Origin of the sequence: Lentzea cavernae, from assembly GCF_014653695.1 — a bacterium.
In the GTDB taxonomy this organism is placed as follows: domain Bacteria; phylum Actinomycetota; class Actinomycetes; order Mycobacteriales; family Pseudonocardiaceae; genus Lentzea; species Lentzea cavernae.
Window position 1 is genome coordinate 34,945 of sequence record NZ_BNAR01000030.1, and the last position, 19,826, is coordinate 54,770.

The 19,826-nt window shown below is 69.4% G+C and carries 21 protein-coding genes and 1 tRNA gene; 6 read left to right on the top strand and 16 right to left on the bottom strand.

The genetic code is table 11. From position 1 onward, the window contains the following. Positions 1-167: 167 nt before the first annotated feature. From IE307_RS47385 to IE307_RS45530, 3 genes are all read left to right on the top strand, one after another. Entirely contained in the window at positions 168-290 is a 123-nt protein-coding gene (locus IE307_RS47385; protein WP_256238980.1) for a hypothetical protein, read from the top strand. After that, a complete protein-coding gene (locus IE307_RS45525; RefSeq protein WP_229905673.1) occupies positions 287-1,390 on the top strand; it encodes an ATP-grasp domain-containing protein in 1,104 nt (367 codons plus the stop codon). The genes IE307_RS47385 and IE307_RS45525 overlap by 4 nt, the downstream gene beginning before the upstream one ends. 118 nt (positions 1,391-1,508) lie before the next feature. After that, positions 1,509-1,585: transfer RNA gene (locus IE307_RS45530), tRNA-Leu, on the top strand. Between the two features lie 226 nt (positions 1,586-1,811). Here IE307_RS45530 and IE307_RS45535 read toward each other — a convergent pair. The 7 genes from IE307_RS45535 to IE307_RS45565 all read right to left on the bottom strand — a co-directional run bounded on the left by IE307_RS45535 (position 1,812) and on the right by IE307_RS45565 (position 8,261). Next, positions 1,812-2,558 (bottom strand): hypothetical protein, encoded by a 747-nt coding sequence (locus IE307_RS45535; protein ID WP_191305735.1) that lies wholly within the window; start codon positions 2,556-2,558, stop codon positions 1,812-1,814. Continuing rightward, positions 2,555-3,052: a SigE family RNA polymerase sigma factor gene (locus tag IE307_RS45540; protein WP_191305736.1), complete on the bottom strand. Its 498-nt coding sequence runs from the start codon at positions 3,050-3,052 to the stop codon at positions 2,555-2,557. The genes IE307_RS45535 and IE307_RS45540 overlap by 4 nt, the downstream gene beginning before the upstream one ends. Before the next feature lie 167 nt (positions 3,053-3,219). Further along, entirely contained in the window at positions 3,220-4,080 is an 861-nt protein-coding gene (locus tag IE307_RS45545; RefSeq protein ID WP_191305737.1) for a tachylectin-related carbohydrate-binding protein, read from the bottom strand. 16 nt (positions 4,081-4,096) lie between these two features. Further along, positions 4,097-5,464: a hypothetical protein gene (locus IE307_RS45550; RefSeq protein ID WP_191305738.1), complete on the bottom strand. Its 1,368-nt coding sequence runs from the start codon at positions 5,462-5,464 to the stop codon at positions 4,097-4,099. 19 nt (positions 5,465-5,483) lie between these two features. Continuing rightward, entirely contained in the window at positions 5,484-6,467 is a 984-nt protein-coding gene (locus tag IE307_RS45555) for a YncE family protein (protein WP_191305739.1), read from the bottom strand. A 373-nt stretch (positions 6,468-6,840) separates the two neighbouring features. Next, complete coding sequence (locus IE307_RS45560; RefSeq protein ID WP_191305740.1) at positions 6,841-7,524, bottom strand: SDR family NAD(P)-dependent oxidoreductase; 684 nt, start codon at positions 7,522-7,524, stop codon at positions 6,841-6,843. Beyond that, on the bottom strand, positions 7,521-8,261 hold the full coding sequence (locus IE307_RS45565) for an inositol monophosphatase family protein (RefSeq protein WP_229905674.1): 741 nt from the start codon (positions 8,259-8,261) through the stop codon (positions 7,521-7,523). Before IE307_RS45565 ends, IE307_RS45560 begins: the two co-directional genes overlap by 4 nt. A 149-nt stretch (positions 8,262-8,410) precedes the next feature. Between IE307_RS45565 and IE307_RS45570 the strand changes: the two genes are divergently transcribed. Continuing rightward, positions 8,411-9,229 carry an SGNH/GDSL hydrolase family protein gene (locus IE307_RS45570; protein WP_229905683.1) on the top strand — a complete coding sequence of 273 codons (819 nt, stop codon included), beginning with the start codon at positions 8,411-8,413 and terminating at the stop codon, positions 9,227-9,229. Positions 9,230-9,719: 490 nt separating this feature from the next. Here IE307_RS45570 and IE307_RS45575 read toward each other — a convergent pair whose 3' ends face one another. The 6 genes from IE307_RS45575 to pqqA all read right to left on the bottom strand — a co-directional run bounded on the left by IE307_RS45575 (position 9,720) and on the right by pqqA (position 13,990). Then, the gene (locus tag IE307_RS45575; RefSeq protein WP_191305743.1) at positions 9,720-10,865 is read right to left on the bottom strand and encodes a PucR family transcriptional regulator; all 1,146 of its coding nucleotides are present in this window, start codon (positions 10,863-10,865) and stop codon (positions 9,720-9,722) included. An 18-nt stretch (positions 10,866-10,883) separates the two neighbouring features. Next, positions 10,884-11,756, bottom strand: coding sequence for a pyrroloquinoline quinone biosynthesis protein PqqB (gene pqqB, locus IE307_RS45580; protein WP_191305744.1), 873 nt, complete (start codon positions 11,754-11,756; stop codon positions 10,884-10,886). Then, the gene (pqqE, locus tag IE307_RS45585; protein ID WP_191305745.1) at positions 11,753-12,832 is read right to left on the bottom strand and encodes a pyrroloquinoline quinone biosynthesis protein PqqE; all 1,080 of its coding nucleotides are present in this window, start codon (positions 12,830-12,832) and stop codon (positions 11,753-11,755) included. The genes pqqB and pqqE overlap by 4 nt, the downstream gene beginning before the upstream one ends. Further along, positions 12,825-13,097: a pyrroloquinoline quinone biosynthesis peptide chaperone PqqD gene (pqqD, locus tag IE307_RS45590; protein ID WP_229905675.1), complete on the bottom strand. Its 273-nt coding sequence runs from the start codon at positions 13,095-13,097 to the stop codon at positions 12,825-12,827. The genes pqqE and pqqD overlap by 8 nt, the downstream gene beginning before the upstream one ends. After that, a complete protein-coding gene (gene pqqC / locus IE307_RS45595) occupies positions 13,094-13,789 on the bottom strand; it encodes a pyrroloquinoline-quinone synthase PqqC (protein WP_191305746.1) in 696 nt (231 codons plus the stop codon). The genes pqqD and pqqC overlap by 4 nt, the downstream gene beginning before the upstream one ends. Positions 13,790-13,867: 78 nt before the next feature. Continuing rightward, complete coding sequence (gene pqqA / locus IE307_RS45600; protein WP_191305747.1) at positions 13,868-13,990, bottom strand: pyrroloquinoline quinone precursor peptide PqqA; 123 nt, start codon at positions 13,988-13,990, stop codon at positions 13,868-13,870. A 331-nt stretch (positions 13,991-14,321) separates the two neighbouring features. Here pqqA and IE307_RS45605 point away from each other — a divergent pair, with 331 nt between their 5' ends. Continuing rightward, positions 14,322-15,314 carry a PQQ-dependent sugar dehydrogenase gene (locus IE307_RS45605; protein ID WP_229905676.1) on the top strand — a complete coding sequence of 331 codons (993 nt, stop codon included), beginning with the start codon at positions 14,322-14,324 and terminating at the stop codon, positions 15,312-15,314. Between the two features lie 6 nt (positions 15,315-15,320). On the opposite strand, the gene IE307_RS45610 is transcribed toward IE307_RS45605, so the two are convergent. The 3 genes from IE307_RS45610 to IE307_RS45620 all read right to left on the bottom strand — a co-directional run bounded on the left by IE307_RS45610 (position 15,321) and on the right by IE307_RS45620 (position 18,638). After that, complete coding sequence (locus IE307_RS45610; protein ID WP_229905677.1) at positions 15,321-16,472, bottom strand: polysaccharide deacetylase family protein; 1,152 nt, start codon at positions 16,470-16,472, stop codon at positions 15,321-15,323. Positions 16,473-16,542: 70 nt separating this feature from the next. Beyond that, entirely contained in the window at positions 16,543-17,265 is a 723-nt protein-coding gene (locus IE307_RS45615) for a class F sortase (protein ID WP_229905678.1), read from the bottom strand. After that, positions 17,250-18,638: an MSCRAMM family protein gene (locus IE307_RS45620; protein WP_191305750.1), complete on the bottom strand. Its 1,389-nt coding sequence runs from the start codon at positions 18,636-18,638 to the stop codon at positions 17,250-17,252. Before IE307_RS45620 ends, IE307_RS45615 begins: the two co-directional genes overlap by 16 nt. 318 nt (positions 18,639-18,956) lie before the next feature. On the opposite strand from IE307_RS45620, the gene IE307_RS45625 reads away from it, so the two are divergent. Further along, the gene (locus tag IE307_RS45625) at positions 18,957-19,763 is read left to right on the top strand and encodes a Bax inhibitor-1/YccA family protein (RefSeq protein ID WP_191305751.1); all 807 of its coding nucleotides are present in this window, start codon (positions 18,957-18,959) and stop codon (positions 19,761-19,763) included. Positions 19,764-19,826: the final 63 nt, after the last annotated feature.

The following is a 19,826-nucleotide window of genomic DNA, read 5'->3' on the forward strand; positions in this document are numbered from 1 at the left end:
GACGATCTCCTCGTTCGGGGCATTTCGTTGACTCAGGGGCGGAACTTGAGCCCCCAATCGGAGTAAGCTCCGAGGGTCGTCTTGACATTGCGTTACGTGTTTCGGAGACTACGGCTGGTGCATCACCTGAATGCGTGATTCGCCATGTGGGGAGAGAGGTGATCCCGATGTCTCTCGAGGAGCTGGCCGCACAGCTTCGTCGCGGCGAGATCGAGGACCCCGCGTTGGCGCAGTACGCCGCAGAGTACGCGCAGGCGGGGCAAGTTTTCCGCAGCAAGAAGGACGATTGAGCAGGTCGGCTGACGGGCGGGTGCCAGGCGCCCCGTCCGAGGCTGCCAGACCGCTCCTCCTCCAGGGCCAGGAGTACCTCTTCCGCTCCCCGCCCAAGTGCCTCGACTTCCAGGAGCAGGTGCACCGCCTCGGCATGGTCGACGAGGGCGACGGCAACCCGCAACCCTGCGTGCTCGTCCTCGCCCGCGCCGCCGACATGGAGATGAACGAGCTCTCCATCGCCCTGGCCGAGCGCGGCATCCGGATGGCCCGCATCGACGCCGACCGCTGCGTCGACCTCCCCCTGTCGGTCTACACCGACCAGCCGCTGGTCGAACTGGACCGCTGGCTCCTCAGGCCGTTGCTGGTCTGGCGCCGCCACTTCGAACTCTCGGCCGTCCCCGTCGAACCCGGCACCCTCGCCGGCGCCTACGCCGTCGACCAGTGGGCCTCAGTGGCCAACTGGCTGTCCTCGCGCTCCGACTGGGCCCACGTGAACCCGTCGCGCTTCTCGACGCACCTGGACCGCCTGACGCAGCTTTCCGACGCCGCCGCCTTCGGCCTGCGCATCCCCCGCACGGCCGTGACGACCCGCCCGGGCCGAACCCGCCCCGGCGGCGGCCGCTGCATCGTCAAAACGGCCGGCAGGCACCTCCTCGAACCGCGCCCCGGCGTGCAGCACGGCCTGTTCCCGCGCCCGCTGGAGACCTCGCGCGCCTCGGACGCCCCCGAACCCGCCCCGGTGATCGTCCAGGAGTACGTGCCGTCCGAGACGGAACTGCGCGTGTTCGTCGTGGGCGAGCAGTGCATCGCCTTCCAGGTCGACAAGCTCGACCCGGCCCAGCTCTGGGTGGATCCCGACGCGGTCCGCGTCACGCCGACCGAGGTCCCCGCGTCCCTCTCGGACAAGCTGCTCGCCCTCGCCCGCCACTGGCGCGTGCAGGTGGCGGCGTTCGACCTCCTCGTGACCGGCGGTGACCACGTGTTCCTCGAGATCAACGTCAACTGCGACTGGCGCTGGTTCGAACACAGGGCAGGCGACGACAGCGTCTCCGCGGCCGTGCACGACTGGGTGGCGCTGCGCTTCAAGGAGCTGCTCGGTGCGGGGAGGGGACGCTGATGTTCGGGACCGTTCGACGCTTACCCGGATGCTCGCTCTAGTCCAATTCGCTGGGCCGCACGGGCGAGAAACGACCATCCGCTCACACAAGCCGACGATCAAGGCCTAGGCTCACCGCGCCCCCGTAGCCCAATCGGTAGAGGCAGGTCCCTTAAAAGGATCACAGTACGGGTTCGAATCCCGTCGGGGGCACCATCTGCGAACAGCCTCGTCGTGGTGCCTGAGCAGGCGTTTTGATCGTTCTCCCAGTCAGTTCCGCGTCTCAGTGGACTGCCATCGGTGCCGCCGAACGGTATTCGTCGTGTAGCGGAGAGTGACCAAGAGTTGATCTTGGTCAGCGTTCAGGAGGACGCCGGGCCGAGTGATGGCGGCGCGCAAGCTGTGGCCTTCGTCACGACCGCGAACGCCGCCGCAGACCTCGTCACCACTTGTCGGAGGTGACGATCTCCTTCAGTCGGTCAGGGGTCAGTGGTGACTGCGGCGAGAGGATCCGGCCGGCCGGTGAGGTGGCCGCCGCGCCCGACGGGTCGTCCTGGTTGCTGACGTTGATGAGGATCATCGTTCCGTCGGGCCGCTTGAGGCACGCCAGGTACGACACCGCGCCGGGTGCCGGCTGCCGGGTGCCGGTCGCCAGGCGGGAGCCGTCGGGCAGTGTGGTGACGGTGCAGTTCTCCGCGCGGGGAAGGTTGCACCACTCGCCGGGCTCGGAGTCGGTGGAGTAGATCATCAGGCCGAGGGTTCCCCTGCCGTCCGCGGAGGTCAGGGTGCCGACGACCATCGGGCTGCCGTCCTGGCCGTCCAGCGGCGTGACGCCCGGTTCCGGTTGCCTGGACGGGGAGGTCCTGGGCACCGAGATCCTCTGGGTCACCTCGAACGTCGCGGTGTCGCCGAGGACGGCGCCGAACCGGGCGATCAGGTCGTCCGGCGAGGCCGGGGCGCGGGTCGTGGACGAGGTGGCCGGCGGGGTGGCGGTGTGCGTGCCGGAGTCGCTCGGTACCAGCCACGCCGCACCGGCGACCAGGCCCGCCACGGCGACGACGGTGGCCGCTACGGGGACCAGCCGCACGGTTCGCCGGGGGCGCACGACCGGGGCCGTGCGCGCGGCCGCGGCGTCGGCGCGGCGGTCCAGTTCGGCGAAGGCGTCGTGGAGGGTGCGCAGGTCGCTCATGAGGTCTCCTGGAAGTGGGGGGAGCTGGCGGTGAGGTCGATGCGCAGGGCGTTGAGCGCCCTGTGGATCTGGCTGCGCACGGTCGGTTCCCGGCACCCCAGCTGTACTGCGATCTCCTTGTCGGACAGGCCCGCGTAGTAGCGCAGGACCACCGCCGCGCGCTGCTTCCTCGGCAGGCCGGCGAGGCGGTGGATCATCTCGTCCCGTTCGGCCCGCTCGTCCGCGCCGTCGGAGACGGCCATCGGTTCCACCTCGGCGCGCGGGGACGTGCGGGTCAGCCTCCTGCGCCAGGACAGGTACTCGTTGACGACCATCCGGCGCACGTAGGCGTGGGGCTCGGCCATCTCCGAGATCCGTTCCCAGCGCTCGAACGCCCTGCCCAGCACGTCGCTCACGAGCTCCTCGGCGAGCCACGTCCGGCAGCTCAGGACCGTGGCGAACCGCATCAGCGCGGGACGCTGTCTTGCCACGTACTCGGTGAACTCCACATGCAACTCCCGATCATCTACGGCCTTGAATTCGCACCCCCAATGAAGATGTGACCCCCAACGTTGCATCCGGTCTTCCGACAGCCGCCGAGGGGTCTGTGGCCTGCGTCACCGCGCACGCAAAAGGCCCGCCCCTGGCACGAAGCCGGGAGCGGGCCCCAAGAGTCAGTCGATCAGTTCTTCTTCACCTGGTTGAGCCGCGTGATCACGGCCCCGCCGTCCTGCATCCCGAACGAGTTGCAGGCGGTCTCCCAGGGGAACCGGCTGCACGCGTTGGACTGCACCACGACGTCCTGCTCGTTGTTCCAGCCGTTGCCGATGATCTTGTTGTTCTTCCACACCTTGGTCACCGGGTTGTAGCCGTACCAGACCAGGTTGCCGTTGTTCTGGTTCACGGCGTAGAACGTCTCGCCGCCGACCGAGCTGAGGTTCTTCAGGTTCTGCCAGCCCGTGGTGACCGTGCTGACGGGCTTGACCCACGTCGCGGTGGCGCCGGTCCAGAAGTCGATGTAGTAGCGGTACATCGCGCCGGCGGCGTTGCGGGCGTAGACCACGCCGCGACTCGTTGCCACGATGGCGTTGTACTGGGTCAGGCCGGTGTCGAGCAGGGCGCCCTGCACCGCCCACTGCTTGGTCGTGAAGTTGAAGTAGTGCGCCTTGAGGTTGCCGGCGGCGTCGAGCGTGTAGATGACGCCGTCCTCGTCCACCGAGATCCGGTTGCGGGTGTTGGCGGCGGTGTAGTTCCAGCCCTGGCCGAGGACCAGGTACTGGCTGCCGTTGAGGTCGTCCCAGCCGGATCCGTTGTAGTGCAGCAGTCTCAGCTCACCGGTGGTGGTGATGCTGAACATCCAGCCGCTCGGTCCGGCGATCACGCGGCCCTGCCAGCCGGCACCGATCTGGTAGCTCTGGTTCCAGGCGAAGGTGCCGGTGGTCGGCGTCATGTGCTCGAACAGGAACAGGTCGCCGGTCGTGCCGCACGGGTAGACCGGAGTGAGGCCGTAACGGGCCGACAATGTGGTGCTGGGTCCTGGCATTTCTTCGATCCACCCCTCAGAGGTTCAGCATGGCTGTGCTGGCGTCGAGGACGACGCGCTCGGTCGTCCCCGGTGCGGCGGGACCGCTCGGGCTGAACTTGAGCGGTGCGGGCCAGGGGTAGAACGTCGTCCACGTGGACTCGCCGGAGATCTCCGGGTCGTCGACCCAGCCGGCTTCGTAACCCCAGCGCACCGCTCCGCCGTCCGCCAGGATGCCGTTGGCCGCGACGTAGCCCTCGGTCTCGTTGGCGTAGGCCATGACCCACAGCTTCCCGGCGGTCTGGTTCCGCAACGTCACCGCGTACTCCGAGAGGACCTCGTGCGACATCGCGAAGATGTTGAGGCCGCCCATCTTCCAGCGCTGGATGGGCATCGGGAACACGCGGGGAAGGCCCGGGCCCGCGATCTCCTCGAGCATGACCTCCGCGTGGCGGTAGGCGAAGTCGCCGGGAGCGAGGTTGTCGAGCCGGTCGCTGTAGCTGTTGCGGGCGCGGATCACCGCGGCCGGGTCGCCCAGGTCGACGGTGAGCGGGAGCTCGAGCTCCTGGTAGAACGTGCTGATCGGGCCGGTGACAGCGGTCCAGCCACCCGAGTTCACCATCGACACGACCTCGTTGCCGAGGATCGTGCCGAGGTTCGTGACCTGGCTGGGGCCGTCCGGGTCGTTGGGTTCCTGGTCGCCCGCGGCGCCCTGGAAGAACAGCGCCTGCACGCCGAGCGCGTTGGTGATCACGTCGGTGGCGGCGCCGGGGAAGTCGCTGCAGAAGGTCCTGTCGTTGCCCCGCGACACGGCGTGGCAGGCGTATCCGAAGAGGACGGTCTGCAGGCCGTTGTCGCTCGTGCGGCGGGCGATCAGCGCGTTGACCGTGGTGAGGACGTTGGGTTCCCCGGCGCGGTTGTAGCCGATCGAGGCGTTGCCTTCCTTGTACCACAACGTGACCTGCGTGCGGGCCATCGCCAGGGTTTGCTCCACCAGGTCGATCATCTGGTCGATGAACACGTTGGTCGTGTCCTCGATCGCGCTGACGTCCGCGGGCGTGAGGCTCATCATCACGTACGGGTTCGGGCGCGTGGTGCCGATGAACGGGCCGGAGTGGGTGTGGCTGCAGATGATCAGGAAGTTGCCGTTCTGGTTGTTCACCAGGGACAGCACGCCGGACCTGATCGCCTGGTGCACGTAGCGCGGGATGCTGACGACGTCGATCCGGAGCATCACCTTGGGCCCGGCGCCGTCGTCGATGACGATGCACTGGGCGCGCAGCCTGCGGTCGACGAGGCCCTGGTTGCCGCGCGGAGAGCCGCCGTAGCCGGCCATCCAGAGGCTCGGGTAGGGCGGGTACGCCGGGGTGTAGTCCAGGGTCTTCACGGACATGGAGATGGGCATCGTGGATTCCCTCCGGCGCTCAGGCGGTCTCGACGAACGCGACGGAGGTCGGCGTGTTCGAGTTGGGGGTCGACAGGGAGTTGTCCGGCTTGCCGGAGTTCGTGTCCGCGGACAGGACCTTGCGGTTCTTCTTGTCCACCACGAACGCCCGTTCACCGTCCTTGCTCAGCGTCAGAGGACCGTTCGCCTTGCCGTTGTTCTCCTTCGTCCTGACCTTGTTCGAGTTGATGTTCACGGTGACCAGCTGCGAGTCGGCGCTGCGGCCCGCGTAGAGGCTGACGGCCGCGAAGGTGCCGTTCGGGTGCACCGCCAGACCGCAGGGAACGCCCTCGAGCGCGGTCGAACCGGCCTTCCCGCCGCGCAGGCCGAACGTGGCCAGCTCGCGCGACTGCGCCACGTACAGGTTCTTGCCCTTGGGGTCGATCGCGAGCAGCAGCGGCGTCTTGTCGGTCTCGAACTTGCCCGACACCGCGTTCTTCGCGGTGTCGATGATCGTGACGCCCTTGGCGCGCTCGTCACCGACGAACAGCTGCTTGCCGTCCGGCGAGAGCGCGAGGGTGCGCGGCAGCGGACCCGTCTTGATGCGCGCGCGGACCTCGCCGTTCGCGGTGTCCACGACGGCCACGTGTCCTTCGGAACCGCCGGCGCCGCTCGACCCGGTGGCGACGTAGACGGTCCTGCCGTCGGGCGAGACGAGGACGTCGTTGGCGAACCCGCCCACGGCGATCTCACCGGTGACCCGGCCGCCGTCGACGTCCACGACGCTCAGACCCGGCCCGAAGACCGTCCCCACGTAAGCGCGCAGACCGTCGGGCGAGCCCACCATCCCGTTCGGCTGGCCGTTGATCTCGAGGAGCTTCTGCTCCCCGGTCAGGCTCGGGTCGACCAGCTGCAGGAACCCGCTGCCGAGCCGGTCCACGCTGCCGATCAGGAGTTTCTTGCGGCCCGCCTTGGGCGCCGCGCCGGCGGCTCCCGCGAACAGGCCTTGGCCGACGACGCTCACCGCGGCGCCGCCTAGTGCGGCGGTCAGGAGCGTGCGTCGGGAAATCGGTCGGTGCTCGGATGACATGTCGTCCGTCCCCCTCCGGTCCAGGTCGACTGGTTGACCTTTCGACGAAGGGGACGCGGGTGTTATCACGCTGGGTAGCTCAGATCAAAGCTGTGATCCAGTTGAGACATTCCATAGGCGATTGATACGCACTGTGCTCAGCAGTTAACGCATCGCGTCTGATCTGGCCATATGTCACCTGACAAGAAAAGCCGCTGTCGGGTCCTTGGGCCCTGGTCGGTTCTGGACGAACTGGTGTACTGCCGTGATTGACTACGTACTGTGACGTAAACATGTCAACTGTGTAGTGGCATGTGTCTCAAAGGGCTCACCAGGTCGGCCGAGCGGTCACTCCGCCATCCACCACGAGGTCGTGCCCGGTGATCCACTTCGCGAGGTCGCTCGCGAGGAACACGCACGCGTTTCCGACGTCCTGCGGCGTGCCGAGGCGGGTGAGCGGAGCGGCCTCCCGCCACCGCGCGACGCCGTCCGGCCAGTCCTGCTCGATGCCGGGCCGGGCGATCAGGCCGGGCGAGACCGTGTTGACCCGGACGCCCCTCGGTCCGTACTCCAGTGCGGCCGCTCGCGCGTGCATGATCAGCCCCGCCTTGGAGACCGCGTAGTGGGCGTGGCCCGGAGCGGGGTGCGTGCCCTCGATGGACGCGATGTGCGTGACCGAGCCGCCCTCGGGGAGGTGGGCGACGGCCGCCTGGGTGACGGCGAACGGGCCCAGCAGGTTGACGTCCACGACGGACTGCCACTGCGCGGCCGTCATGTCCGGAAGCGGCTCCACGGGTTGCACGCCCGCGTTGTTGACGACCGCGTCCAGCCTGCCGTGCCGGGCGGCCGCGTCGTCGACCACGCGCTGGGCCGAGGTGCGCAGGTCGCCGTCCTCGAGACCGCGGTGGCGGACGACGGTGGCGCCCGCGTCGGCGAACCGGTCCGCGATGCCGTTGCCGATCCCGCCGCCGGTTCCGGTGACGAGCACGACCTTGCCGCTGAGATCGATCACGAGACGATGCCTTCCAGTCGTTCGGTGAGCCAGCCGACGATCTCACCGCGGCCGGCCGCGAACGCGTTGTGGCCGATCCCGGTGAACACCCCGCCCGCCTCGCGCACGAGCACCGCGCCCGCCGCGACGTCCCACGGGTGGATGCCGATGTTCGCCGCCGCGTCCGCCCTGCCCGCGGCGACCCACGCGAGCGACAGCGCGGTCGAGTACACGCGGCGCACGTCCGCCTTGGCCATGAGCTCGGCCAGCAGGTCCATCTCGCCCTCGTACGGGCTGCCGGGCAGCGGGATGTCCGTGAGCACGAGCGGCCGCGGGCTCGTGCCGGGAGGGATCGTGAGCCCACCGGACCGGACGCGGAACGGCACACCGACGGCCGCCGTGAACAGCTCGTCGCGGAACGGGTCCAGCACGCAACCCGCGACCAGCACGCCGTCGACCGCCGCCGCCACCGAGACGCAGGACAGCGGGAGGCCGCGCACGAAGTTCCGCGTGCCGTCGATCGGGTCGACGAACCAGGTGATCCGAGCGGACGCGCCGCCCAGCTCCTCGCCGACCACCGCCGAGCCTGGGACGCCTCCGGTCAGGCGCGCCCGCAGGAACGCCTCCAGCTCCAGGTCGGCATTGCTGACCTGGTCGAACGAGCCCTTCGCCGACACGTCCACGCGGATGTCGCGCAACAGCGCCGCGGCGTCCACGCAGGACTGCGCGGCCAGCGAGAGAAGATCCCCGGGAGTCACGGCCCCATTGTGATCGGTCACAAACACGACCGGATGACTCTGGGCAACGTCCCACCCGCGCCGGTGACCTGAGCCACCACGATGAGCTGACCTGACAACGACGTTGGAGGATAGGGATGCGAATTGCGGCCGGGTTGGCAGTCGTGGCGATGTTGGTCGCCGGAACAAGCACGGCACAGGCGGACACCCTCGACTACGTCGCACTGGGCGACTCGGCGGCGGCAGGACCGCTGATCCCGAACCAGGACCCGGCGCTGTGGTGCCTGCGCAGCAGCAACCGCAACTACCCGCAGATCGCCGCGAAGCTGCTCGGCGCGAAGCTCACCGACGTCACCTGCTCCGGCGCCACGACCGACGACTTCGCCGGCCGCCAGTTCGGGTTCGTGAAGCCCCAGTACGACGCGCTCAAGCCCACCACCGACCTGGTGTCGATCACCATCGGCGGCAACGACGTCGGGCTCGTGCAGACCGCGCTCGGCTGCATCAACCTCCTCCCGGAGCCCGTCGGCCTCTCCTGCAAGGCCCGGCTCACCTCGGGCGGCGACCAGGTCGCCGCGGCCATCGCGAAGTGGGCGCCCGAGTTCGGCGCCGCCCTCGACGAGGTCAAGCGCCACGCGCCGCACGCGAAGGTCCTCGTCACCGGCTACGGCACCTACATCCGTCCCGGCGGCTGCTACCCGGTCCAGCCGATCTGGGCGCGCGACGCCGACTACCTGCAGGGCTCGGTGAACCTGCTCAGCGCCACCGGCAAGGCCGAGGCCGAGAAGCGCGGCGCGACCTACGTGGACCTCGCGGCCGTGAGCGTCGGCCACGACACCTGCGCCAGGCCCGCCGACCGGTACCTGGAGGGGCTGGTCCCGACGACGATCGCGGCGCCGCTGCACCCGAACGCGGCGGGTATGGCGGCGTTCGGCACGGCGGTGGCGAAGGCGGCGTCGGCGGCGGTGCGGCAGTCGTCGGGGGTGTGACGATCCGATCTTGTCGGACCTGCTGAGCACGTTGAAACGCAGGGGTTCCCGGTTCGGGGGGACCCCTGCGTCAGCATGGCTGCCACACGATTTGGGTCGCTGTGAGCGCCTGCAAGGCGGTCAGAGCCCGCGGTCGGTGCCTGCCGCGTCACCCGACCCGGTCGGTGCTTGCCGCGTCACCCGACCTGCCGGGTCGCGAGAGCCGCGGTTGGCGTGCCCGCCCGCACAACTAGAGACGCCGTCAGTGCTGGCCGGGCCGTCAGGGCCGCGGTGAGTGTGACTGCCACACAGCGGGAGTCGCCGTGAGCGCCCGCCGCACGACCTGGACCCGCTGTCAGCGCCTACCGGTCCGCCGCAGCCGCGGTCAGCGTGGCTGGCCGCACCCCCGACCTGCTGTCACCGCCTGCCGGCCGTCAGGGCTGCGGCAAAGCGTGAGTTCCGTACCGCTAGACCCGCTGGCAGCGTGGCTGGCCGCGCCCCCGACCCGCCGTCAGCGCGCCCGCCGAGCCACCAGAGCAGCGGCCAGCAGCGTGACGTGCTCGATCCGCGTCGGATCCAGCCCGGTCAGCTCCGCCACCCGTCGCAACCGGTAGTCCACAGTGTTCGGGTGCACGTGCAGCTCCGAAGCGGCCGGCCGGCGGGACCCCCGCCGCAGGTAGACCTCCAGCGTCTGCACCAACTCGTCGGTCAGCGGTGCGACGACGGAGGCCAAGGGCTCCAGAGCGGCGCTGGGTCGTGAGAGCTGGTACTCCAGCAGCACGTCGGTGAGCCGGTACAGGCCGGGCCCCGACCGCACCGCGATCGCCAGCACCTCCCGCGCCAGCACCGCGGCCGCGGCCACCCCGGAGGCATCGGCCGCGACCGCCGCCACCGTCAACGGCACGCCTGCCGCCCGCGTCACGTCCGCCACGACGCGTTCCAGCGGCAGGTCCTCGCCGGGCAGCAGGGCGAGGCCGCCGTCGGACGTGAGCGACGACAGCACCGGCTCCCGGCTGTGCCGCTCCAGTTCGGTGCGCAGCCGCCGCAGCTTGCGCCGCGACGCGACAGCGGCGTCCACGCCGGGCGACAGCTCGTCGGGATGCGGTGGTACGTCCAGGGCGCACACCACGAAGGGGCCCGGTGCCTGCGCGGTGCCGGCCAGCAGGCCGGTCAGGAGGGTGGCGCGCGCCGAGCGCTCGTCGTCGAACATCGTCTGGCGTTCGTCGAGGTACCCGGCGCTCACCACGGGGGTGACGAGTTGCAGGTACCGCACGGCCAGGGCGTTCAGGGCGAGCACGTCCGAGACTTCCTCGGGGCGCGCCTCCGGCACGAGCGTCTCCCACACGACCTCGATGCCCACGTGGTACGCGGTGAGCACCACGTCGATCGGTACGCCCTCCTCCGCTCGGCGGGCTGCCGACTCGCGCAGGAAGCGCAGTTCGTCGGCCGAGGGCAGGGCGCCTGTGGCGAGCACGGCCGCGAAGGCCCGCAGGGCGTGCTCGGTCACGCGGTGGATGTCGCCCGCGAGCTCCTCCGCGGGCAGTTGGGCGTAGGCGGGCACGCGCTGCACCAGTGCCGCGATCACCTGACGCACGAACGACGGCATCTCCGCGACCAGCCGTTCTGCCAGCGGGCGTCCGCCGATCACGTAGGACATCCGCCGATTCTGGCCTATCTAGAGCTCGATCACAGTGCCGTCGAGAGGAACCTCCACACCGGCCTCGCGCAGTTCCAGTGATTCCGGGGACGACGGGTCGAGCACCGGGTTGGTGTTGTTGAGGTGCGTGTACATGCGGCGAACGCCCGGAAACCGCCGCAGCCGCGGAAGGCTCGCGGTGATCGGCAGGTGGCCCATGGCGGCCTGCCCGGACGAGCTGCCGGTCGCCGATCCCATCTCCGAGGCCGCGTGGAAGGTGCCGTCGAGCACCAGGCAGTCGGCCCCGGCCACCACCTCGTCGAAGCCGTCGGGCCAGGAGGCCAGGCAGGGCGCGTAGACCAGCACACCGCCGGAGACCGGGTCCTCGAACCGGTACGCGACGACCCAGTCTCCGTCCACAGTGGACGCACGGGCGTACTTCGGGCGCTTGCCGCTGATCGGGATCGCCGTCACCCGCAGGCCACCGAGGTCGAACCGGCCGGCCTCCCGCCACTGCACCGGTGCGTAGCCGTCGATCACCGAGCGCAGGTCGAACTGGTCCTTCAGCGCGTGCAGGACGGGTCCGGGCGCCCACACCGTCAGGCCCGCGCCCCCGCGCAACGTCAGCAGCCCGAGGGTGTGGTCGAGCTCCGCGTCGGTGAACAGCGCGCCGCGCAACGGGGTCTCCCGCGCGCCGGGGCCGGGGTCGAGGAACGGGCACGAGGTGATCTGCGTGCGGATGTCCGGGGAGGCGTTGACCAGCCACCAGCCGGTGCCGTCGCCGCTGATCGCCAGGCAGTCCTGCGACCGCGACGGCAGCGAACCGGACCGTGCGCGCACGCACAACGAGCAGGCGCAGTTCCACTGCGGGAAACCGCCACCCGCGGTCGTGCCGAGCAGAACCGCCTTCACTGCATCTTCCTCATCGCCATCGCGGGCACCTCGGCCGGTTTCATCTCGGTCTCCAGGATCAGGTCCACAGTGGACCGGTCGGGCGACAGCGAGCACACCGGGTCGGTGGTGGCGGCGTCCCCGGTCAGCTGGAACGCCTGGCAGCGGCACCCGCCGAAGTCGACCTCCTTGCGCGGGCACGACCGGCAGGGGTCCTTCATCCACTCGAACCCGCGGAAGGCGTTGAACGACGGCGAGTGGTGCCAGATGTCGTGCAACGACGAGTCGCGCACGTTCTCGATCTCCAGCGACGAGATCACCGTGGCGGCGGGACAGGGGAGGACGTCGCCGTTCGGCGCCACCGTCAGCTGCCGCGCGCCCCACCCGTACATGCAGGGCTTGGGATGGGCCTCGTGGTAGTCCGCGATGACGTAGACGATCTCCATCCGCCCGCGCAGGCGTTCCTGTGCCGCGGCGACGATCGGATCGGCGACGGCGAGCTGTTCGCGCGTCGGCAGGAGCACCGCGCGGTTGCGCAGCGCCCAGCCGTAGTACTGGGTGTTGGCGAGCTCCAGGCGTTCGGCGCCCATCCGCTCCGCCATCGTGATGATCCCGGCGATGTTGTCGAGGTTCTGCCGGTGCAGCACGGTGTTCACCGTCAGCGGCAGGCCCTCGTCCAGCACGTGCGCCGCCGCCTCCACCTTGCGGTCGAACGCCTTGATGCCCGCGATCCGGTCGTTGCCCTCCCGTGTCGCGTCCTGCAGGGACAACTGCACGTGGTCGACGCCCAGAGAAGCCAGTGAGCGCAACCGGTCGCGCGAAAGACCGACACCGGACGTGACGAGGTTGACGTAGCAGCCGAGGCTGTTCGCGTGCGCCACGAGCTCGGGGAGGTCGGGGCGCAGCAACGGTTCGCCGCCGGACAGGTGGATCTGCAGGCACCCCAGCGACCGGGCCTGGTCGAACACCCGCCGCCAGTCCTCGGTCGCCAGCTCGGCGTCGCGGCGCACCAGCTCCAGCGGGTTCGAGCAGTAACCGCACTGCAACGGGCACCGGTGCGTCAGTTCGGCCAGCAGACCGAAAGGAGCGTCAGCCATCCACGTCCACCACCCTTCGTTCGACCATGCGGGCGACCAGCGACGTCACGTCCCCGGGCTCGACACCGGCGTACTCGTCGGCCAGCGCGACGGCGATGTCGCCGATGGACCGGACGCCGTCGCACAGCGCCACAACGGAAGCCGCCGTCTCGTTCAGCACCAGCACGCCCTCGGGGAACAGCACGACGTGCGCCTCCCGGATCTGGTCGTAGGTGCACTTCACGCCACGCCGGATCCGCGGCACGGCGTCCAACGCGATCGTCACGGCTTGCCCTTGCCCGAGTAGTAGTCGACGGCGTCCAGCACGGCCCGCAGCACGTCGCACTTGAACGACAGCGCGGCGACGGCGGCCAGTTGTTGTTCGCGGGTCAGGGAATGCGTCACCACGATGTCCACAGTGGCCTGACCTTCACCGGCGACGGCCTCGATCCGGTCGGTGAAGTAGGCGAACCCCTCCTCGGCGATCCACGGGTACTGCTCCCGCAGGGCCGCCAGGCGCTTGCGCATCAGCGCACCCGAGAACATCTCGGTGAGACCGGAGGCGATGGCCTCGACCCACGGCTTGGTGCGCGCGAAGTTCACGTAGGCGTCGACGGCGAACCGCGTGCCGGGCAGCACGTGGCGTTCGTCGAGCACCTCCTCCCTGGTCAGCCCGACGGCTTCGGCGAGACGGATCCAGTTCTCCGCACCGCCCTCGCCCGGCCGGGTGCCGTCGTGCCAGACGATCCGCTCGCGCCACTGGCGGCGGACCTCCGGTGACGGGCAGTTGGAGAGGATCGCGGCGTCCTTCTGCGCGATGCACCGCTGGTAGTACCAGCGGTTCGCGGCCCACGCCTGCAGCTCGTGCTTGCCCAGCTGCCCGGCGTGCATGCGCAGGTGGAACGGGTGGCTGTCCCAGTACCGGGGTGCGAGGGCGCGCAGCTCGGCGACGAACTCCGCGGGAGGAACGGCGGACATGGGAACTCCTCGGTCGGCCGGGAAGGACGCGCGGAGGGGCCGGGGCTCCGCGCGGGAACCCCGGCCCACCGCCTGACGTCAGCTGCGAGCCGCGTAGGCGGTGATCTCCATGGGCGTCTCGAAGTCGCGGAAGTCGGGCTTGACCCACTCGCGCCTGACCTCGGGGAGCTTGGTCTCGGTGGTCGTGACGGCAACGTTCATGCGCAACTCCTCGGTCTCCTGCCTGCGTGCCCGAGATGGGCGTGCAAGCGCTTTCCGTGGGGGCGCGGCGGCGAACCACACGGTAGGTGGTCCGGACGCCGCGGTCTAGACCGTACAGAAGGTGACCTGAAGTCATCGGAGGGATCGCCAGCCGTTTCGCCTGCCCGACAACCGGGAATACCGGGACCTCCGACGACTGTTGCGGGGGCTTTCGATCTGTGATTGCGTGAACACACCCTGCAACTCCGCCGCCGCACCCAACTCCGAGCGGACCCGAAGGAGAGCACAGATGCGTGCTCGTCGAATCGCAGCGGCGGCAGCCTGCACTGCCATGGCCGCTTCCCTGTGCGTGCTGCCCGCCTCGGCCCAGGACGATCCCTCAGCCCTGGCCGAACGGACCCTCGCCACGAAGCTGGACATCCCGTGGGACATCGAGTTCCTGCCGGACGGCAGCGGCGTCTTCACCGAGCGGGACACCCGCAAGATCAAGAAGATCTCGGGCACGACCGTGACCGAACTGGACACGGTGGAACAGGCCCAGACCACGGGCGGTGAGGGCGGACTGCTCGGCCTCGCCGTCTCCAAGAGCTTCGCGACCGACAACTCGGTCTTCATCTACTACTCGACCGCGAGCGACAACCGCGTCGCCAAGCTGCAGCTCGGCGGCACGCCGCAGCCGATCGTGACCGGCATCCCCAAGAACCGCTACCACAACGGCGGCGGCCTCGAATGGGGTCCGGACGGCTTCCTGTGGGCCACCACGGGCGACGGCCAGAACACCGCGAACGCCCAGAACTGGAACTCGTTGGGCGGCAAGGTCCTCCGCTTCGACACCGCGGGCAAGCCCGCCACCGGCAACCCGCGCGCCGGCAGCGTCGTCTACTCGATCGGCCACCGCAACGTCCAGGGCATCACCTGGAACGGCACCACCGCGTACGCCACCGAGTTCGGCAACAACACGACCGACGAGATCAACCGCATCGAGGCCGGCAAGAACTACGGCTGGCCCACGTGCGAGGGCAACTGCAGCGTCTCCGGCATGACGAACCCGGTCAAGACGTGGCCCAACAGCCAGGCCGGGCCGTCCGGCATCGCCTTCTACAAGAACGCCCTGTACGTCGGCGCGGTCACCGGCAAGCGCGTGTGGAAGATCCCGTTCAACGGCACCGCGCTCGGCACCGCGCAGTCGGTGTTCACGAGCTACGGCCGGGTGCGCTCGGTGGCTCCGGCACCGGACGGCACGCTGTGGCTGGGAACGTCCAACCAGGACGCGAACGGCTCACCCGGTGCGAACGACGACCGGATCATCTCCACCGACGGCTAGGAACCACTACCAGTTGCGAGCAGCGGGCATCCGGCGGAGCTGGTCCAGCACCGCCGGGTCCTGCAGCTGCATCCACTGGATCACCTCGGTGTAGGTGGCGCACACCGTCTCCGGCTTGTCGCACACGAACTCCATGAACTGCTCCATCGCGGTCGAGAACGCGTCGCCGTTCCACTCGTTGAAGTGGTTGCCGACGACGATCGGCGCGCGGTTGCCGTTCAGGGCGGCCTGGTGCACCGACTTGTAGGTGTCGAGGACGATCTGGGCGAAGTCGGCGGCGCGGTGCGGTTCCTCGACGGCCTTGTTGAGCGAGTACCAGAGGTTGAAGTCCATCATGACGACCTGCTTGCCCAGCGCGGGAACGCGCACCTCGGGCATCGGGAACTCGTACAGTCCGTTCTGGACGGTCGGCCACTGCACGCCGAGCGCGACCTTGCTGGTGTCGTAGACGAGTCCGTTCGCGGCCATCGCCGGGAAGGCCTGGTCCCAGTTGCCCTCCAGGCACGGCGTCCGTCCACCCCGGACGGCGTCGGCCGGCAGGTTCAGCCCGGCGGCGCGCGACTTGTCGACGATCTGCTTGAACTGGGCGAGTTCCGCGTTCCAGGCCGCGGTGTCCCACTTGTCGACCGACGGCTGGGTGCCGTTGGAGCAGAAGTGGCCGTTGTAGTGCGTGCCGATCTCGTGGCCGTCGGCGATCACCTGGTTCAGGTAGCCGATCCGGGACGCGACGTCCTGCTTGGTGCCGCCGAAGTCGATGTCGGACAGGCCCCGCTTGAGCCCCGCCGGCGGCTGGTACTGGTTGCCGTCCTGCTCCGCCAGCATGTACACGCCGGACAACAGGCCCGTGACGTGCGCGTTCTTGGCTTTCGCGATCGGCAGGACCTTGTCCCAGTGCTTCTTCGACACCGCGCCGTCGAAGGAGAAGAGCACGAACTGCGGCGGCTTCTCGGTCGGCCCGAGCTTGTGCATCCACGGCTGCCTGGCGACCTGCTCGGGCGTGGGCATCGGCACCGTGGGCGTCGGCCCCGCGTCTTTGGCGGCGGGCAGTCTGGGCGCCATGGGCAGGGGACCGGAGTCCGCCTGAGGCACCTGATCGTTGTTCGGCCCGAGGGTCATCACCATCGCGAGAACAAGCCCCAGTGCCACACCCGTGGTCAACCATCCCCACCGTTTCACACTAAAGGAGACGACTGGTTACCCGAACGGGTTGCGTGAGGTGCGCGATTGGTCACTGAACGGGTTCGGCGATGACCACTCTGTTCGCCTCGTACCCCTGCTGACCGCCGATCCACGTGCCGCCGCAGGTGACGAGGACCAGCCGGTGCGGGCCGCGCGGACCGAAGAACTCGACCGCGCGCGCCGGGAGTTCCTCCTTGCGCACGGTCTCGATCTGCTTGATGCGGAACTTGAACTCCTTGCCCGCACTGTCGGCGATCATGACCTCACGGCCGTTCTGCGCCTGCCACAGCTCCGCGAACGGGCCCTTCGCGCCCTTCCAGTCGACGTGCCCGGCCAGCACGGTCGCGCCCTCGGCGCCACCGAGGTCGGTGCCCCACCAGGTCGCCTCGCCGATGCCGTCGGGCACGGGCAGCACGCCGTCCTTGACCTCCTTGCGCACCAACGTCGCCGAACCGCCCGCGGGCAGCCGCACGGAACCCGGACCGGCCTTGGGCGGCGCGGGCTGCTGCTGAGGTTGCTGCTGCGGCGGGGAGGGGTCGGCGGGCCTGGCGTTGGCCGTGTTCGCACCACCGACCAGACCGGTCAGGTCGGGACCGCGGCCGGTGCTCAGGCTGTCCGCCACGGGTCCCGGTCCGACGACCGGGATCTCGTCCGCGACCGCGCGTCCCTTGACGACCGCGGTCTCGGACGTGCCGACCAGCACGCTGGCGGCGGCCACACCCGCCACCAGCGCACCGGTCAGAAAAGCCCTGCCACTCACTGCCTGCGCCACACCAGGAAGCCTGCCAGCGCCGCGCCGAGCAGCACGAGGCCGCCCGCTCCCAGCATCAGGCCCGGACGCAGCTCCGTGGCGAACGACGCCGTCGCGACCGGCGTCTGGCCGTCCGCACCGGCGGGGATCGTGCTCGGCACGACGGGCTTGTTCGGCTTGTTCACCAGCTCGAGCGCGAGCGTCTGTCCTGCCGCGACGGTGCCGCACGCGGACGGCGGCGCCTTCGGGTCGAAGAACTCCTCGTACCCCTTGGGGGCGGTCACCTCGACGAGGCAGATCTCCTGCGGGGTGCGCAGGTCCGGCACCTCGACCGTGCCGTCGGCACCGGTCTGCAGCACCAGCGGCTTGCCGTCCGTGCCGACGAGGTCCGAGTCGTCCTGCTTCTTCGCCGCCGACGTCTGGTCCTTGGCCGTGACGCGCAACGCGACACCCGCGATGGACTTCTTGGTCTCGGAGTCGATCTTCGTGATCTTCACGGCGCCGGGAGCGGTCTTCGCGGTGGTGTTCGCGGCGGCGTTCAGCTTCAGCTCGCCACCGGTCGTGACCATGCGCTGCATGTTCTCGGTCTGGATCGGGAAGTGCACGACCGGCTTGAGCGCGGGGGAGTCCGCGACGGCCGCGATCGACGGCTTGGGGCCGGTCGCGATGAGCTTGACGGCGGCGGGGCTGCCGTCCGCACCCGTGGTGGCCGTACCGCTGGTCGCGCCGTCGGCGAGCTTCGCGTCGGTCAGCGTGAAGTTGATCGGGGCGTTCGTCACGCCCTTCTTGTCGGCCTTCACCAGCGACAGCGTCCAGGTGGACTCGGTGTCGACGATCACCGGTTCCTTCGGCGCGGTCGCGGTGAGCTCCCACGGCCCGCGGTTGGCCTCGGCGTCGGCCTTGATGCGCGTGACGGTGTCCAGGACGGACTTCGGCAGGCGCGCGGCGTAGAACTCGGCGTTGTAGGCGAGGTACTTCGCGTCGGTCGTGTCGTACTTGACCTCGCCGTCGGGCGCCGACGTCCAGCTGTGCAACAGGTGCGCGAGCGCCGCGGCCTCGTCCGGGGACTTGGTCGTCGAGTAGCGCAGCAGCAGGTAGGAGATGTTCGCCGCGATGTCGGGGGCGAGTTCCTTGCCCGCCTTGGTGCGCAGCAGGTCGCCTTCCTTGTACCCGACGTTGCTGTCCGGCGCGGGCAGCGCGTACTGCACGCACCACACCTGCTTGTCCTGCCAGATGTAGGAGCCGTGCCACTCGCTACCCGGTGTGGCGTTGGGCTGGACCTCTGTCGCGTTGTGCCCGATGCCCTTGACGCCGACAGCGGACGCCGTCGCGGGAACGGTCAGGAGCACGAGCCCCGAAACCATCGCCGCGGCGGCCAGACGTTTCCAGCCCATGGTGAATTGTCATCCCCTCTGACCTGTGAGATCCCGTGTGCGAGCTTCTCGTTCCCCCACACCGGGGACAAGCCGCCACGAGGGGGAAGTGTCTCGTCACTGAGCGTGTGACTGTGAATGGAATGTGACGGGGCTTACGCGGATCGGGAAGGACACGCCGCGACACGCCGCAGTCTCATAACGCTCCGGAGTTAGCGCAGTATTTGCGCACGTGTGATCGTCGTCGGGGGTAAAGTCGCCTTTACCGATGGGGAACATGGCACAGAGCGTGCTCGTTGTACCCCGTGACGGCGTAAAGCAACGCCCCAGGAGGACCAGGTGCGCTCGAGCAGCAACCCGGCTTTCCGTAACCTGCCGACCGGCGGCGGGTACGGAGGCTACGCAGGCTTCGGCCAGCAAGACCAGGCCGGCTACCAGCAGGCCCCGCCGCCGCTGACCAGCGAGCGGCCCATGACGATCGACGACGTCGTCACCAAGACGGGCATCACGCTCGCCGTGGTGGCCGCGACCGCCGTCGTGACCTACCTCATGCAGGCGTGGGTCCTGCTGTTCCCGGCCGCGATCATCGGCCTGGTGCTCGCGCTGATCATCACGTTCAAGCGCATGCCCAGCCCGCCGCTCGTCATCGCCTACGCGGCCGTCGAGGGCGTCTTCCTCGGCGCGTTCAGCGGCATCATCGGCAACATGGTCGACCGCATGACCGGCACCCCCGGTCAGGGCGTGGTGATCATCGGCCAGGCGATCATCGGCACGATCGGCGTCTTCGCCGGCATGCTCGTGGTCTACAAGACGGGCGCGATCCGCGTCACGCCGAAGTTCACCAAGTGGATCGTCGGCGCGATCATCGGTGTCGGCGTCCTCATGCTCTTCAACCTGATCATGAGCTTCTTCACCGACGGCGGCCTCGGCCTGCGCGACGGCGGCCCGCTCGCGATCATCTTCAGCCTCGTCTGCATCGGCCTCGCGGCGTTCAGCTTCCTGATCGACTTCGACGCCGCCGACCAGGCGATCCGCGCCGGCGTGCCGGCCAAGTTCGCGTGGCAGATCGCGTTCGGTCTCACGGTCACCCTGGTGTGGCTGTACACCGAAATCCTGCGCCTGCTGTCGTACTTCAACTCGGACTGACGCATCGGGTGTGCTGGAGGGGCGTTCCGCTGCGGCGGGACGCCCCTTCGGCGTTGTGGGGGG